Raw genomic sequence first — 16,935 nt, 5'->3', positions numbered from 1 at the left:
TCTATTTTGATAAATGATTAATCAATCCTTTAAAAATAATTCCATGAAAAGGTAATACTGAAAACCAATATATCCTTCCTAATATCCCTTTGGGTCTAAATACTGCTCGTTGGTATAATTTATTACGAACAATTTTAAATTCCAACCACGCTTCTCCAGGTAATTTCATTTCAGCAAATAACAATAACCTCTTGTTCTTTTGATCTGCCAATAATACTCTCCAAAAGTCTAACGCATCTCCAGGTTCTAATTCAGTTGGATGCCTTCTTCCTCTTCTTAAACCAACCCCACCAAAAACCTTATCTATATATCCTCTAATTTTCCAAAGTAAGTTAAATCGATACCATCCCGTCTTCCCTCCAATACTCCAAATTTTCTGTAACGTTTCTGATTCGTTTTCAATATTTCTACTTCTCACATCTTTAAAGCATCCAAAATGAGGTAACTCAATATAATCGGTGTATTCTTTTTTAAAGACTCCACTTATTTTTGCATCTTTCCAACTGGATACTATTGAGTTTTGTGCTATTTTAACAAATGCCTTTTGTACAGCTTTTTTATAAGAAATTGGTTGTACACCAATTATTTCATTAATATTACTAGGACTCCCTACTACTTCAACTTTCATACTATCTACCAATGATTTGGCCAAATTAAATGATGTCGACGTAACAAAATACAACCAATAGGAAGACAATTTTGGTGTTAAAACTGGTACGGTAAACACCAAACGTTTCAATCCTCTTACCTCAGCGAATTGCAATAACATTTCTTTATAGGTTAGTATTTCCGGACCAAAAATATCGAAAGACTTATTGTAGACTTTATCGTTTAATACTGCCTTGGTTAAATAGGTTAAAACATCTCGTATTGCTATAGGTTGTGTTTTTGTATGCAACCATTTCGGTGCTACCATCAATGGTAGTTTTTCCACTAAGTCTCTTATAATTTCAAAAGATGCACTTCCACTTCCTACTATAATACCTGCTCTAAAGGTAGTGGTATAATAACTATTACTATGTAACAAACGCTCCACCTTATATCTTGATTGAAGATGTTTTGACAAAGAGTTATCATTTACAATTCCACTTAAATAAATTACCTGCTTACATGTTGTTTGCTCTACTAGTTTCTTAAAATTAACTGCACATTTCTCTTCTAAACTTTCAAAATCGCTACTACTTGTTGACATTGAATGAATTAAATAATAAGCAACATCAATATCATTAGGAAGCACTACTGTTGGGTTTAAAAAATCAACTTCTAAAAAGGTAATTTTTAATTCTGATTTAAGCTCTAAAGGCACTCTATTAATATCTCTCACAGTACACAGCAAGTCATGTCCTTCTTTGAGAAGGATGGGAATAATTCTTTTCCCTATATAACCTGTTGTTCCAGTGATTAATATTTTCATTTACTTAGGTCTTTGATATTCCAATCTTTTATATTCCTTGGCTACCATATAGGTATCTAATCCATTAATGGCAGCTACATTTTCTTTCGACAAGTTTAAAAATCCGTCTTTTGACAACATCGATTCTTCTATATATAAATCGACAACTTCTCCTAGTACTAAAATGGTATCATTTGCTTTGATATGATACTCTTCTAAAAATCTCATTCCTATTTGTAATGGCGATTCATTTACAAAAGGAGCACAAAAACCGTCTTTATATTCTGGAGTTAAGTTTGTTTTATCAAACTCTGAAATTTCTGCAGCATACTTAGCTGATGTATGATGAGCGTCTTCAATAAAACTTTCGCTAATGGCGTTTATAGTATAATATCCTGTTTGTTTGATATTATTATATGTATTTCTGATAACCGTTGTTGGACGTAATACAAAACCTAAGATTGGTGGGTTTGAACCATAATGAACTACAGAACTAAAAACCGCAACATTAGCTACTCCACTAATAATAGATTTTGTTCCTATTAAATTAGCCGATTTGTACCCTGATATACTATTCATTAAGTTTATCTTATACAAATGCGAAAATGACTCTATTTCTTCTCTCGAAATATGCATTATAAACTTTTAAAATTGTTAATTTTTATATCTTTTGCCTTAAGGTCATGCATTAAATTATACAATCCAAAAAAGGTTCTATTTATATAAATAAAATGCTTCGACCCTCTATTTCCATTCATCTTCTTCAATTCTGTGCTTTGAGCATATTTTTGCCCTAAGTCCGCTATTTTACCAAAAAACTCACCGTCCGAAAAATCAAAACTTTCACTTTGAAAAGGTTGCGTGAATAGTGATAACATTTCATAAAACAACCCTTTAAAGAAAGTTATTTCTTCTTGCGAATCATCTTTTCTTAAAATTTCTAACTCGTATAGTTTACTTTCAAAGAAAACCGGATCTTCTATATTTTCTTTCTTTGCCAATTCAAAATAAGGAACATAAAAACTTTCCGGAACTTCTTTCATACAACCAAAATCAATGACAATAAGTTCTCCCTCTGGAGAAACTAGAAAATTCCCTGGATGTGGATCAGCATGCACTTTCTTTAACACATGCATTTGATACATGTAAAAATCCCATAACGCTTGTCCTAACTTATTGGCTTTTTCGCTGTCTTTATTCTCATTTGTAAATTCCGATAGATGTATTCCGTCCATCCAATCCATAGTAAGTATTCTTTCTGAAGAGTATTCTTTATAATACTTTGGGAATTTTAAGTTAGTAATATGACTACAAGCCTCTGCAACTTCGTTACTCTGTTTTAACTCTAAAGTATAATCTGTTTCTTCTAAAAGTTTCTCTTCTACTTCTTTAAAATATTCATCCGATCCTTCTCCTTGGATGTTAAACATTTTCATTGCCATTGGTTTCACCAAAGCCAAATCTGATGAGATACTATTTGCTATTCCAGGATACTGAATTTTTACGGCTAAATTTTTATTCTTCACACTAGCCTTGTGCACTTGCCCAATACTTGCGGCGTTTACAGATTCCTTTGAAAAAGTATCAAAAACATCTGTAGGTAGTTTATCAAAATATTTCTTAAATGTTTTAACTACTAAAGGGCCTGAAAGTGGAGGAACTGAAAATTGAGATAACGAGAATTTTTCTACATAAGCATTGGGTAAAAGATTTTTCTCCATGCTTAACATTTGAGCAACTTTTAACGCAGAACCTTTTAACTCTTTCAGTCCGTTGTATATGTCTGTTGCATTTTCTTCGTTTAATTTTGTTCTTGCTACTTCTTCCGATTGGGTTATTTTATTTCCATAATATTTCATGTAATTAACCCCAACTTTTACTCCTGTAGTAACAAGCTTTGTTGCCCTTTCTATTTTACTCGTAGGTATTTTATTTAGTGTTTTCATACCATCGTCATTTTTTCTTTCCACAAAAACTTTGCTAAATCAACCACACTTTTAACAGGGGCTATTTGCTGTATATCAAAACTAGCTTTGATTGTCTTTTCTATAAAAACATCTGTCTTTTCGAAATTTGGGGATTCATCTTCTAACCAAAATTTCAGAATCATTAATAATTGGAACCAATAACTCTCTACAATAGTTTTATCCTGAATTTTGTTAATTCTTTCATTTTTAAAATCTATTTTTTCAAGCGAAATGCCTCCAACAAATACTTTAAACTCTTCTCTTAAACCTTTTAATACAGAAAGCTTACTAAAGTCCATTTTGCTATTTTTCAATTGCGATAACACATATGATCTATTTGCTGTAAGCAGTTCAAAAAAGGTAAAATAAAAACTTAACAATCGTTCTTTTGAACTATAATCTTTGTAAGCTTCAGTTTTATGTAACATATGAATAGTTTCTTTAGCAAAGACTTGAAAAATTGCCTTCTCTAAACTCTCAAAACTTGAAAAGTTTTTATAAAACTCTCCTTCATCAAAATTGTTTTGTTGAGCAAACGCAAAGACAGATTGAGGTTTCCCCGAAATCAAAACAGTATTCATATACCATTCAATTAATTTTTCTTGAGTTATATTTTTCTTTTTTGCCATCTTATTAATTGTTTAAAACTATATATGCATTCAAACTTGTAGCTATGGTCATCCATATTAAATAAGGTAGTATAAATAATGTGTACCCTCTTACTTTTTTTAGGTGCTCAAAGGTGAAATACCCTATTAACAACCATAGACTTATAATAATTATCAAACCAAAAACAATCATATGTTGATTAAAAAAAACATAGTTCCATCCTACGTTTAAAATCCATTGTACTCCATAAAGTAGTAGTAACTTCTTAGCTAAATAAGCATAGGTAAAACTTACTCTTGTGATATAGATTGAAAACAGTAACATGATGGTTGTCCAGGCCGCACCAAACACCCAATTTGCTGGAGTCCATGGTGCTTTATTTAATGATAAATACCAATCTGTTCTTGGTCCGTCGTTCATTAACCAAACTCCAATAGCCAAGGCTAGAAAATTCGTTATTAAGAATATTAGAAATCGTATGTATTTATTATCTTTCAAATTGTTTCTTTTTTAAATGATTAAAGATTAATTGGATTGAAAACAATAAATTGAAGGCATAAAAAACATCTTCAAAAGGGATTGTAAACAATCTAAATCCTAAATTTTCATTGTTGTTATACCATACCACTGGATTCTCAATAAAGCTTCCCGTTAAAATTCCATTGACTAAAAAAAATGGAAGCAAAATGATTATAAAACTAGGCAGGTATTCTTGTAATGATTTTAAGTGATTTTTTAAACTGTATAATAACAATCCTAAGAAAAACACAAAATTTACAGTTGTGTACCACTTACCTAGATTGAATACAAGTAAGAAAAAAACAATTAATAATAACAATACACTTACCAGTACGGTTACTGATTTGGTTAGTTTAAAATTTGGTAAATAATATTTTAAAACTTCATGTGTAAATAAACACGCATAAGGTATACAGAAAAAAAACATCCATTCTTCTATTGGCATTTTAAAGATTTTTGTTCCTAAAAAATAATCGGAATTAAACCCCCAAATACCTTCTGCTGTAAATATTCCGTCCCATATTAAAAAAGGAATTGCAACTACAACAATACTTAAAAAAGCAATTTTAAAATATTGAATAAAATGAAATTTCTTTTCTAAAAAACTATATAACAATGGAATACTTAAGCTACCTAAGTTTAATATTAGATATACGTATTGATTCACTTTTTATACTGTTTAAAATATTTGAATGGTACGAACAACATACCAAAACATTCTCCTTCTTCTTTTCCTAAATGTTTATGATGTACTTTATGCGCTTTTCGCAATCCTCTAAGGTACCAATTGGTAGTTCTATCAAACCACCTGAAACGTCTATGGATTAACACATCATGTATTAAAAAGTACGCAATACCATACAGTAATATTCCCAACCCTATAAAAAACAAAAAATTAAGCTCTGGACGTATACCAAAGAAAAACAGCAACATACTCGGTATCGCAAAAACAACAAAAAAAGCGTCATTCTTTTCAAAAACATGTGGATACCCCGGTTGATGGTGGTCTTCATGTAAATACCAACCAAAACCGTGCATTACATATTTATGTGTACACCAAGTAACGCCTTCCATTACTATAAATGTTGCTATGGTAACTATTGCAAAAAACATTAATTAAATTAAGTTTAATTTATACTTGACATAACTTCTTGCCAATAAATTTATCTTCATCGGATTCGAAATACGCACCCTTGTTTCCATGATCTTTGAATGATGCACTGCCTTTAATTTCTTCAACAATCTTTTATAGTATCTAAAAGCCATATACACCCCAAACTTTGCCTCTACTGGAAGTTTCAAAATTCCATTTTTATAAGCATATTCAAAATCCCTTTCAATATCTTCAATAATATCTTGCTTAGATTTTTCGTTTAAATCACCGAAATTGACATTTGGAAAATAAGAACGATTTAGTTCTTGATAATCGTCTTTTAAATCTCTAAGAAAATTGACTTTCTGAAATGCAGATCCTAATCGTTGCGCAGCATCTTTTAACTCATCAAACTTCTCTTGATCTCCATTCACAAAAACTTTCAAACACATTAACCCAACAACATCTGCAGATCCGTAAATATACTCTTCGTATTCTTCTTTAGTTTGGTACTCGGTTTTGTATAAATCTGCCTTCATACTTTTCAAAAAAGCCTGTACAAGATGATCCGATATATTATAACTCACTACTGTATGAATAAATGAGTTCATAATAGGATTCAAACTAATCCCCATATGTTTCGATAAAAAGTACTCTTTCTCGAACTTTAACAGTAATGCTTCTTTATCGTAATCATGAAAAGAATCTACTATTTCATCTGCAAAACGAACAAAACCATAAATATTATAGATTGCTGCACGTATTTTTGGTGACAACATTCTTGTTGCCAACGAAAAGGATGTACTATATTTTTGTGTTACGAGCTTACTACTTGCATAAGAAACCTCATCAAAGAGTTGCTTTTTCATATTTAGTTGTGTTTTAATATTAAATCTGAAGCTATTTTCCCCGAAATCAATGCCGGAGGCACACCCGGTCCTGGAACCGTTAATTGTCCTGTAAAGAATAAATTCTTCACTTTACTACTTTTAATTTTTGGTCTTAAAAAGGCAGTTTGCAAAAGGGTGTTCGCTAACCCGTATGCATTCCCTTTATAAGAATTATAATCTTTAACAAAGTCATTCACACAAAAGCTCTCTTTAAAGATAATAAATTCTTTAACAGATTGTTGCGTTAATTCTTCTAATCTTTCAATAATTATATCAAAATATTTTTCTCTTATTTCAGGAGTATCCTCTACTCCTGGTGCTAATGGAATTAAAAAAGTTGCCGCCTCTTTGTCAGTTGGCGCAAAAGAACCATCGGTTACTGAGGGAAAACTCGCGTAAAACAATGGCTCTTTAGGCCAACATGGGGGACCATATATTGACTCAGCATGTTCATCAAACTCTGTATCAAAAAACAATGTATGATGTTTTATATTTTTGAGCTTTTTACTGAACCCCACGTAAAACAATAAAGAAGAGGGCGCAAATGTCTTTTTATTCCAATATTTTTCTGAGTATTGTTTATATTTTGAGGGTAATAGTGTTTCTGTATGATGATAATCTGCTCCACTCAATACGATGTTTGAAGGTAAAAACTCATCATTCACAACCAATCCCTTAACTTCTCCTATTGAATTAACCGTTATTTCTTGTACGTTAGAATTTGTTTTAAACTCAACCCCCATAGTACGGGCTAACTCAACCATCCCCTCCACTACTTTATACATACCTCCTACTGGATGCCAAGTTCCTAAGCCAAAATCGGCCCAATTCATAAAACTATATAAAGCGGGAGTGTCTTGTGGTTTCGCACCTAAAAACAATACAGGAAACTCAAGAATTTTGAGGAGTTTTTTGTTTTTAATTCTTTTGCTTACCTGATTTCTTATGTTACCAAATACAAAATGGAGTCTTTTGATGGTTTCTAGGTTTACAAGTTCTAATGGACTCTGTCCTGGCTTATAAACAAGATCTTTTACAGCTACATCATAATTACCCTTAGCTTGTTTTAGAAAACGCTTTAAATGAACAGAACTTCCTTGTTCCTCCTTTTCAAAAACGTCGTATATACTTTCTAAGTCTCCAGGTATTACTATTGAATCTTGTTTCCCAAAGTAAACTTCATAGGCTGGATGTAATTTTTCCAATTGATAATAATCTGAAGGTTTTTTACCAAAGTCTGCAAAAAACTTTTCAAAAACATCGGGCATCCAATACCAAGTTGGCCCCATATCAAAAGTAAAACCATCTTTTTTAAACTGTCTGGCTCTTCCTCCCAAATAATTATTTTTCTCTAAAACAACCACACTATAACCCGCCTTAGCCAAATAGCTAGCAGCTGCTAAAGAGGAAAAACCAGATCCTATGATATGTACTTTCTTACTCAAAATTTTTATTTATAAATTTAACCAATAACACCCTGAAAACAAGCCTTATACTCTACTTTTATTTTTCTATACTTTATGGCAATAACACATTACTTACTACATGAATTACACCATTTGTTCCTTGAACATCTGTCAATGCAATAACAACAGTTTGTCCTGAGCCCGTTTCTAATTTGGCTCCGCTACTTAAATCAACTGTAACTTTATTGCCATCAAACATCGTTATTTCCTGATTATCCATTAATTCGTCTGACTGCACATTTCCTCCTGAAAAAACATGATATTTTAATACTGCTTCCAATGTTCCAATTGGAATATCACTCAGTGAGTTCCATGAAGCATTACTATCCAATAAGGCCTGAAAAGCATCATTTGTTGGAGCAAAAATGGTATAGGGTCCATCCATACTTAGTAATGACACAAAATCTACCGTGTGCCTGCTATCTGTTAGGGCTGCTACTAACGTTGTAAAACCGCTGTTATTTAATGCTAATGTGACAACGTTTGGAGGTAACATTACTTTATCAATTATATGTACAACACCATTCGACGCCATTTTATCTACCATTACTGGTTTAGAATCACCATTAAACTCCACCCCTCCCGTAGTTTCTATTTGTAAAGAAAGAGCTTCACTATTTGGCCCTGTTGCCAGCGTTTTGAAATAGGTATCTGATAAATCTAACGCTTTTTTCTCTTCACTTAACACATGAAATAACAAGACATTCTTTAATGTTTCGGTAGGAATATCTGCTAAAGTATTCCACTCAGAACTACTATCAAGTAAATCTTGAAACGCTTTATTAGTAGGTGCAAAAACAGTAAAGGGACCATCTGCTTGCAACGCCGAAACTAAGTCCGCCTTTTGAAGCGCTTCTACTAAAATACTCAAGTCATCCGAAGCGATTGCTAAATCGGTAATATCTTTAGGTAATTCGATAGGCAAAAACACCTCTTCTACAATATGAATCACCCCATTGGCAGCTTCTAAATTTGCTTCAACCACCGATATTGATTGACCTGATACTGTTTCCAATTTTACCCCTCCTGATAAATCTACAACAACAGAAGCTCCATTTAATGTTGCTATTGATTGGTCATTAGATAAATCTGACGAGGTATTCTTTCCAGAAACAACATGATACAACAACACACTGCGAAGAACGTCTTCTGGAATATCGTCTAACGAATTCCATGCGGCTTTCGCATCTAACAATTTCTGAAATGCTTCGTTATTAGGTGCAAAAACAGTAAAGGGACCATCTGGCTGTAAAGCACTCACTAAATCTGCTTTTGTTAAAGCTTCTACAAGAATACTTAAATCAGGTCTTTCAATTGCCCTTTCTACGAGTGTTTGCGTAATCACTACTTTGTCATCATCTGAACAAGATGTAAGAGTACAAAAACTTAGTATAAATACTAAAACAAGGGGGAACTTAATGAAACTTCTTTTAGTTAACATAACTTTACTTATTTTAAATTACCCTACTCTGATTCTTTAAAGTCCGCTTTTCGGTTAACTCAGACTGTTTATTCTTTTTTCACAAACATTAAACAAACTAAATTCAGTTAAAAAAATAGGCCTTTTAAGGCTATTTACATTTCAAAAGTAAAAATTCTGTTTAACAAAAACAAAAAAATATTAAACAAAATTATTTTCTTTAAAAAAAATTACAAGGATTTAATCAACTCAATCACAGAAGAAAACACTTTTATATCTGAACTAAATTCAAGATCTGAAACATCCATTGCTTTCTTTCCAACAGCGATTAAACTATGATTTGTTCCTTTTAAAATATCTTCTATTTCGTAAAAATAATTCACTATTTTATCATCATAAGGTCGAACTGTCATCGATGTTACAAAACACACTTTTGAATCACTATCAAAAAAATAATCCAAATTATTCAGTGGTAAGCTTTGCCCTAAATAGATTGTTTGAAAACCTCTCAATACCAATTCATAATTCAAATACATCAAACCTAACTCATGAATTTCATTTTCAGGCAAAAACAACACATAAGTGATTTCAGTACTTGTAGTTGAGTAATCTAATTTCTCAATATTTATTTGAATTTTTTGTGCTATCAAGTTAGATATAAAATGTTCGTGTGCCGGTAAAAGTGTATCTGTCTGCCACAACAAACCTATATGATTCAAAAAGGGTACAAATACCTCTTTGAACACCTCTCTAAAAGTTTTTTTATGCAATAATTTATTGTAAGTACTATTAAATAACACTTTATCAAATTGAAACATCGCTAACTTAAATGAATTAATCGCTTCATCGTTAACCGCATATTTAAACGCCAACTCTCTCGCGTTCAACTTAATTTGATCTTCACTCATCATTGCAATCTTCGATATCTTAAAATTGTGTTTATTTAAAAGCGCAACATTTAATAACTTCGTTAGACTTTCTGTCGAGTAATAACGAATATTCGTATCCGTTCTATTAGGCTTGAAAAGATTATATCGCTTTTCCCATATTCTAATTGTATGTGCTTTAATCCCTGAGATATTTTCAAGGTCTTTGATTGTAAATATGGTCTTAATATTGTTCAACGTATTCAAGCTTTAATTAAACAAATATACAACTTTTTTAAACAAACAAGTAAAAACAACGTTTTTTAACTATATAAATGTTTAATTTTGAATAACAAATAGCTTTTTAATAATGATTTTATCTACACAAATTCCTTTAGAACAAGAAAAACATAACCTCATCGATTACCATTCAAACATTTTGTTAATAGGTTCTTGTTTTTCAGAAAATATTGGAAATAAATTAAATCATTTAAAATTTAAAACTTATCAAAACCCTTTTGGTATTTTATTTCACCCAAAAGCTATTGAAAACTTACTTCTGCAAAGTATTAATGAAAAAGAATACTCTGAAAAAGATATTTTTCTCCTCAACGAACGTTGGCATTGTTTTGACACACACTCTCACTTAAGTTCACAAAACAAAGAAGAACTTTTAAACAATTTAAATCAGGCTACTCATCAAACAATCACTTCTTTAAAAAATGCTTCTCACGTAATTATTACTTTAGGTACCGCATGGGTTTATAGAAAAATAGCAGAAGATTTCATTGTTGCTAATTGTCATAAAGTTCCTCAAAAAAACTTTTTAAAAGAGATTTTAACAATTGATGAAATTTCTGAAAGTTTAGGAGCAATTATTGCTCTTATCAAATCTATCAATTCAAAGACCAGTATTATTTTTACGGTTTCGCCTGTTAGACATATCAAAGATGGTTTTGTAGAAAACCAACGTAGCAAATCACACTTGCTTGCAGCTCTTCATACGATTGTGACTCCAAGAAAAGGTGTTTTTTACTTTCCTTCTTATGAAATTATGATGGATGAACTAAGAGACTATCGTTTCTATGCAGAAGATATGATTCACCCGAATCAAACAGCCATTGATTACATTTGGGAAAAGTTTACTTCAGTTTGGTTCAACAAAAATAGTTTTAACACCATGAGAGAAGTTGAATCTATTCAAAGAGGAATACAACACAGACCCTTCAACCCTAACTCCGAAGCTCATCAAATTTTCTTAAAAAAGCTACAACAAAAAAAAGAAACACTTGAAAAAGGTTTTCCGTCAATAAAATTCTAAAGAACGCACATACAAACAGATAAGATTTTCTCTTTTGAAACTTCTCAATTTCTCTATCGTGATTTAATTCTTAAAGAGAAACTTTCTTTTTCTCATAAAAAACTTTACTTTTAGAAAATAAACAACGAACTAAACCTAAAAAACACAACTACTACAACTACTACCAATGAAATTTAATTCAATTTTAATTGTCTCCAGTTGCTCTGAGCCCTGGGGAGGAAGTGAAGAATTATGGAATAATCTAGCCTATTTACTTAAATCTAAAAAACACAATGTTTCATTGTATAAAGATATCATTGACCATAGGCATGTTAAAATTCAAGCGTTAAAAGACAATGACGTCGCTATTTTCTCTATTTTAAACAGCCTAAACTTCATCTATAAATTAATCTATAAAATACTGATTAAACTAAGGGTTCCTTTTGTAGAGAGATACAAAATTCACTTTTTAGTCAATAAAATTTTTAGAACAAAAGGATTGATTAATCTACTAAAAAAACACCAGTTCGATAAAGTAATTATTTCTCAAGGAATCAATTATGATGGATTGGATTATGCTTGGGCGTGCAATCAATTGGGGGTTGAATATTATACTATTTCTCAAAAAGTTATTGAAACAAGTTTCATTCAAGGTGAAGAAGCTATCAAAAAAGCCAAAACATCTCTTCTAGAAGCCAAACATAATTTTTTTGTGTCTAAACACAATCAAACAATCACAGAAGAACAAATTGCTTCTAAAATTGAAAATGCTACAGTAGTATACAATCCGAATAAGTTTCAGAACTTAAAAGATTTCCCAGAAACTAATTATCATACTGAAACTTTTACCTTTTTATGTATTGGTAGATATTACTTATCTGAAAAAGGACAAGATATTTTGTTAAGAATATTAGCTGAAGAGAAGTGGAAACAAAGACCTTTAAAAGTAAAGCTCATAGGTAGCGGTATAGATCAACAAATTTTACAAAACAGAATAGATTATTATCAACTAAAAAATGTAGAAATAAGCAAATTCAAACTAGACCTTGAAAAAGAGTGGAAAAACGCTCATGGTTTAATTTTATCGTCAAGACATGAAGGTATGCCTCTAGTCATGTTGGAAGCAATGTCTTTAGGAAAAGTTTGTATTATGGGAGATGCAGGAGGAGCTAATGAAGTAATCGAGGATAGCTACAATGGATTTATCGGGGCACCTACAACTATTGATTTTGATAAAACCTTGGAGCGTGCTTGGCAAATGAAAAGTAAATGGGCGGTTATTGCGCAAAATGCCAAAAGCACGATGCTGGATATTGAAAGAAAAGAATATCCTTCTGAAGAAAAACTCTTAAATATTTTACTTAACTAACCTAACTTCTATATTTTGCAAAACCCGTTAATTTCCGTTATCATTCCAGTATACAACAGGGCTCACTCTATTGCAAAAAGTATTGAGTCTGTTCTGAACCAAACCTATCAAAATTTCGAAATCATTGTTGTTGATGATGGTTCATCCGACAACCTTCATAGTGTTTTAAAAACCTTCAACACAATAAAGCTTGTTACACTCCATAAAAATCAAGGACAGGCAAATGCACGAAAAGTTGGATACCTAAAATCTCAAGGTGATTTTATTTGTTCATTAGATTCTGATGATACTTGGGAACCTGTATTCATTGAAGAATCATTAAACTATATGCTGAAATACAATCTTGATCTTTTCTTCTCCAATTGGTCTAGAAGTACAAGATCTATTGCAGGAAACCTCAAACGCTTCTCTGACCTTACCATTTTTCAAAATGAAACTGAAAAAGAAGAAGATGTTTTTATATTTTCTAACGCTGCCATTAGAAAATATATACTGTCGCAATGTATTTTTCCTTCTTCATCAATGATGATTCGAAGAACATCTTTATCAGTGCTTTGGGACGAAAGTATTCGAATTTGTGATGATTGGGAACTGACTATTAACCTTATTTTAAATAACACTGTTAAAAAAGTTGGTGGTACTTACAAGATTTTCTGGACAAAACACGTATCTGATGACAATGTTTGTGACAACCGATCAGACATTGCCTTTATTGAACGTGTAATTGAAGATCGTATTTATATGCAACAGAAATTTGCACCTTTAATGACCCTTAAAGAGAAAAAAACCTTTAACACTTCAATTGTTGAATCAAGACTTAGAAAATTGATTATTGGAGTAAAAGCTAAATCTCTAAAAACAGTACTAGAAGTATTTTCTAGTGATTATTTCAATAGATACTTGGTGAGATCAATTATCAATGGCTCAAGAAGAAGATTAAAGAGAAAAATATATGCCTAGTATATTATCACACCGTCTTTTCAGAGTATATGATTGGTGGGAATATAAAATCCCACAAATTTTAATCCCCATATACCTGGTTATTTTAAACTCTGATGTAACCACTCCTATTTCCTTTAAAATTTTTATTCAAATAATATTGGGACTCGTTTTAGGTGCAATTACCGTGAGTATTATAGGCGAATATTTTGATCTCAAACAAGACACATCTGCTGGTAAGAAAAATGGTTTTAAAAATTTAAATAAAACAAAAACCTATGGTATTTTAACGACCACTTTAACAATCAACATCTTATTTTGTCTTTTTTTAAACACAGCCTCTTTATTCTTTTATATACTATCTATTCTTACATTTGTTTTATATTACATACCTTTTATAAGACTAAAAGAACAAGGTTTTTTAGGGGTCATAGCTGATTCTTTAGGCTCACATGTTTTTCCATGCTTATTTGTCTTTTTCTTATTAATTCCTGTTGATTTTTTTTTACAACTGGAATATATATTATTTATTTTTTGGGTTTTTATGTTTGGAGTTCGTGGTATTTTAAATCACCAATATGCCGATCTTAAAAACGATATCAAATCAAATACAAACACCTTTGTAAAAACCAGTTCAAAAAGAGGCAAACAAATATTACAAAAAGTATTACTCCCTATTGAAGTCTTTTCTTTTATTAGTTTACTTGTACTTACAGCTCCTTTCAGTGATGCTATAATAGCATTTACGATATACCTTCTACTTCTTTTTGGAAGAAAAATGCTATTCAGCAATGCTATTGTATATTTTAACATTAGAGAAGATAGAGCGTTTACCATATTTTTATTTGAATTTTACACCATATTTTTCCCGCTTCTTTTAATTATTCAGATATATCCAATACATACAAGTACTTTTTGGGGATTATTTCTATTTCATATACTTATAACTTTAAGAAAAAGTACTTCCATTCTAAAAATCTTTAAAGAATCATTAAATTACCTTTTGCAATGAATCAACAAAACACACTTTCTATTCATGCAATATTTAAATTGTTTTTATTCGACCTAAAATCGAATTACAAAAACAGCAGGTTCAAATATTTATGGGATTTTGCACCCAACATCGCCACTGCTTTGGTTTGGATACTCATCTTTGATATTGGCTTTTTAAAAATTGACAACACTATTGACAATTATGCTATTTATGTTTTGCAAGGCCTGTTTTTATGGCAATTTGTAATTGACATTATCAACAAACCCGCAATCAAAACAAGTCAATACATTACCGTATTAAAAAACAACCCTCGAAATGTTTTAACCACCTTTGGAATTGCTTTTTTTGAGTCGTTGTACTTGTTAGTTGGAAAACTTATAATTTTACTAGTTGTTTTAATTTTTTCTGGCTCTTTTTCTTTTGAGTCTTTTATTATGGCATGCATATTTTGCATTCCTTTAATCATATTTTCAACAATTCTATCTTATTTATTACTCCCTTTTTTACTGAGTAGTAAAGATATTTTTGGTGGTCAAAAAATGTTTTTCAATTTATTATTCTACCTCTCAGGAATTGTTTTCCCTATTCCAGCTAATTTCGAATCCTATATGGTTATAAATCCGTTTTATCAATTTATTAACCTATCTAAAACATATTTAAATACAAACATCAATACCAATTACAGTCTATGCTTTTTATATATAGCAAGCAGCGTATTTGCTTACATCATTTTAAAAAACAAATACATGTCTATTAATCAAAAAATTACAGAAATTTTATAATGGACAATCAAATTGCCATATCAATACAAAATGTATCAAAGTCTTTTAACAAAACTCTTTCTTTGAAGTCTTTGTTAAAAATTATAAGCGGAAACAACTTGAATAACGACTTAATTCTTTCAGATATATCCATTGATATATATAAGGGTGACTTCGTTGCAATTGTTGGAAATAATGGTGTAGGAAAAAGTACTTTGTTAAAACTAATAAGTGGCGTTCTTTCTCCTGATAGCGGTAGTATTTATACCAATGGAACTATAAATGCAATACATGAACTTACCTCGGGTTTTAACCAAGAACTCAATGGCTATGAAAATTTACAATTATTAGGCACACTGCATGGAATTCCAGAAAATGAATTTTCGCAAAAACTAAACGAAGTTGTTTCTTTTTCTGAGTTATCTGAGAGTTCTCTTAACAAACCAATAAAGTACTACAGTTCTGGAATGAAAACAAGACTCGCTTATGCTTTCAATATTACTTTTGTAAAAGACATTTTGTTACTGGATGAAGTACTTGCTGTTGGAGATTACAATTTCATTCAGAAATGCATAGCTCAATTAGAAATTTTAAAACAAAAAGGAGTCACTATTGTATTAGTTACTCATAATATTACAAGAGTTCAAAACCTTATCTCGAAAGTATTTGAAATAACGAATTCAAAAGTTCTTTTTACTTCGCTAGAAACCTATCTAGAAAAAAGGAATAAAAACAATGAAGATTCATTTTTTATACATCCAAACTTAAGCATTGATTCTTTCATTATTATTGAAAAAAAGAAAAAAACATCTTTGTTCGAAAAGGATACAAAAAGTACCTCTCCAAATAATTTCAAACTAGATGACAATCAGAATATCGAAATAAAATACAACATATTAAACAACACCAATCCTGTTAACGTAAAGTTTTATGGATTAATTTGTGCTGAAAATGATATTGTAAAATACGAATCTGAAAAATACAATCTTAAAAATGGTAAAAACGAAGTTTCTTTCAACATTACTTTACCAGGACTTATTAAAGGAATATACACACTACAATTTTATATTTTTGATATAAACTCAAAACAAATACTATTAAAAATCAACACAATTCAATTAAATGGAACATCTGAATTCACAATAAGCACAGCTCTATCTGTCGCTCAACAAAACCTTAAACTTAATATAACTAATTAGCAAAATTAAATTTTCACCCCAAACTATATATGGATCAAGGCAACTATTAAATGCTATAGAAGATTAAAAGTTATCTCTAAACTACATTTTACTTTATAGAATTTATAAATAAAGACATTAAAATATCAACAACAAAACTAATCACAACGT

At 30.7% G+C, this 16,935-nt stretch carries 17 protein-coding genes; 6 read left to right on the top strand and 11 right to left on the bottom strand.

Annotation, left to right across the window (positions count from 1 at the left end; translation table 11 throughout):
- Nucleotide 1: 1 nt before the first annotated feature.
- The 11 genes from ABNT22_RS03460 to ABNT22_RS03410 all read right to left on the bottom strand — a co-directional run bounded on the left by ABNT22_RS03460 (nucleotide 2) and on the right by ABNT22_RS03410 (nucleotide 10,481).
- Nucleotides 2-1,414, bottom strand: coding sequence for an SDR family oxidoreductase (locus tag ABNT22_RS03460; RefSeq protein ID WP_348716585.1), 1,413 nt, complete (start codon nucleotides 1,412-1,414; stop codon nucleotides 2-4).
- Entirely contained in the window at nucleotides 1,415-1,972 is a 558-nt protein-coding gene (locus ABNT22_RS03455; protein ID WP_348716583.1) for a flavin reductase family protein, read from the bottom strand.
- Between the two features lie 56 nt (nucleotides 1,973-2,028).
- The gene (locus ABNT22_RS03450) at nucleotides 2,029-3,339 is read right to left on the bottom strand and encodes an ABC1 kinase family protein (protein WP_348716582.1); all 1,311 of its coding nucleotides are present in this window, start codon (nucleotides 3,337-3,339) and stop codon (nucleotides 2,029-2,031) included.
- Nucleotides 3,336-3,989: a TetR family transcriptional regulator C-terminal domain-containing protein gene (locus tag ABNT22_RS03445; RefSeq protein ID WP_348716580.1), complete on the bottom strand. Its 654-nt coding sequence runs from the start codon at nucleotides 3,987-3,989 to the stop codon at nucleotides 3,336-3,338. Before ABNT22_RS03445 ends, ABNT22_RS03450 begins: the two co-directional genes overlap by 4 nt.
- Before the next feature lie 4 nt (nucleotides 3,990-3,993).
- Complete coding sequence (locus tag ABNT22_RS03440; protein WP_348716578.1) at nucleotides 3,994-4,467, bottom strand: TspO/MBR family protein; 474 nt, start codon at nucleotides 4,465-4,467, stop codon at nucleotides 3,994-3,996.
- Nucleotides 4,457-5,155, bottom strand: coding sequence for a lycopene cyclase domain-containing protein (locus tag ABNT22_RS03435; RefSeq protein WP_348716576.1), 699 nt, complete (start codon nucleotides 5,153-5,155; stop codon nucleotides 4,457-4,459). The genes ABNT22_RS03440 and ABNT22_RS03435 overlap by 11 nt, the downstream gene beginning before the upstream one ends.
- The gene (locus tag ABNT22_RS03430; RefSeq protein ID WP_348716574.1) at nucleotides 5,152-5,601 is read right to left on the bottom strand and encodes a beta-carotene hydroxylase; all 450 of its coding nucleotides are present in this window, start codon (nucleotides 5,599-5,601) and stop codon (nucleotides 5,152-5,154) included. Before ABNT22_RS03430 ends, ABNT22_RS03435 begins: the two co-directional genes overlap by 4 nt.
- Nucleotides 5,602-5,604: 3 nt before the next feature.
- Nucleotides 5,605-6,450, bottom strand: coding sequence for a phytoene/squalene synthase family protein (locus ABNT22_RS03425; protein WP_348716572.1), 846 nt, complete (start codon nucleotides 6,448-6,450; stop codon nucleotides 5,605-5,607).
- Nucleotides 6,451-6,452: 2 nt separating this feature from the next.
- Entirely contained in the window at nucleotides 6,453-7,916 is a 1,464-nt protein-coding gene (locus ABNT22_RS03420; RefSeq protein WP_348716570.1) for a phytoene desaturase family protein, read from the bottom strand.
- Nucleotides 7,917-7,989: 73 nt separating this feature from the next.
- Nucleotides 7,990-9,378 (bottom strand): fasciclin domain-containing protein, encoded by a 1,389-nt coding sequence (locus tag ABNT22_RS03415; protein ID WP_348716568.1) that lies wholly within the window; start codon nucleotides 9,376-9,378, stop codon nucleotides 7,990-7,992.
- 209 nt (nucleotides 9,379-9,587) lie between these two features.
- The gene (locus ABNT22_RS03410) at nucleotides 9,588-10,481 is read right to left on the bottom strand and encodes a MerR family transcriptional regulator (RefSeq protein WP_348716566.1); all 894 of its coding nucleotides are present in this window, start codon (nucleotides 10,479-10,481) and stop codon (nucleotides 9,588-9,590) included.
- Between the two features lie 112 nt (nucleotides 10,482-10,593).
- On the opposite strand from ABNT22_RS03410, the gene ABNT22_RS03405 reads away from it, so the two are divergent.
- From ABNT22_RS03405 to ABNT22_RS03380, 6 genes are all read left to right on the top strand, one after another.
- On the top strand, nucleotides 10,594-11,544 hold the full coding sequence (locus tag ABNT22_RS03405) for a GSCFA domain-containing protein (protein ID WP_348716565.1): 951 nt from the start codon (nucleotides 10,594-10,596) through the stop codon (nucleotides 11,542-11,544).
- 166 nt (nucleotides 11,545-11,710) lie between these two features.
- Nucleotides 11,711-12,892 (top strand): glycosyltransferase, encoded by a 1,182-nt coding sequence (locus ABNT22_RS03400; RefSeq protein WP_348716563.1) that lies wholly within the window; start codon nucleotides 11,711-11,713, stop codon nucleotides 12,890-12,892.
- 15 nt (nucleotides 12,893-12,907) lie between these two features.
- Nucleotides 12,908-13,852 (top strand): glycosyltransferase family 2 protein, encoded by a 945-nt coding sequence (locus ABNT22_RS03395; RefSeq protein ID WP_348721663.1) that lies wholly within the window; start codon nucleotides 12,908-12,910, stop codon nucleotides 13,850-13,852.
- Entirely contained in the window at nucleotides 13,845-14,843 is a 999-nt protein-coding gene (locus ABNT22_RS03390; RefSeq protein WP_348716559.1) for a hypothetical protein, read from the top strand. Before ABNT22_RS03395 ends, ABNT22_RS03390 begins: the two co-directional genes overlap by 8 nt.
- A complete protein-coding gene (locus tag ABNT22_RS03385) occupies nucleotides 14,840-15,607 on the top strand; it encodes a hypothetical protein (RefSeq protein WP_348716557.1) in 768 nt (255 codons plus the stop codon). The genes ABNT22_RS03390 and ABNT22_RS03385 overlap by 4 nt, the downstream gene beginning before the upstream one ends.
- Nucleotides 15,607-16,785, top strand: a complete 1,179-nt coding sequence (locus ABNT22_RS03380; protein WP_348716555.1) for an ABC transporter ATP-binding protein — start codon at nucleotides 15,607-15,609, stop codon at nucleotides 16,783-16,785. The genes ABNT22_RS03385 and ABNT22_RS03380 overlap by 1 nt, the downstream gene beginning before the upstream one ends.
- Nucleotides 16,786-16,935 lie beyond the last annotated feature (150 nt).

The sequence above is a fragment of the Tenacibaculum sp. 190130A14a genome (genome assembly GCF_964048965.1).
Taxonomy (GTDB): domain Bacteria; phylum Bacteroidota; class Bacteroidia; order Flavobacteriales; family Flavobacteriaceae; genus Polaribacter; species Polaribacter polynesiense.
The sequence above is the reverse complement of the archived record's forward strand: the minus strand, read 5'-3'. Positions and strand labels throughout refer to the sequence as shown.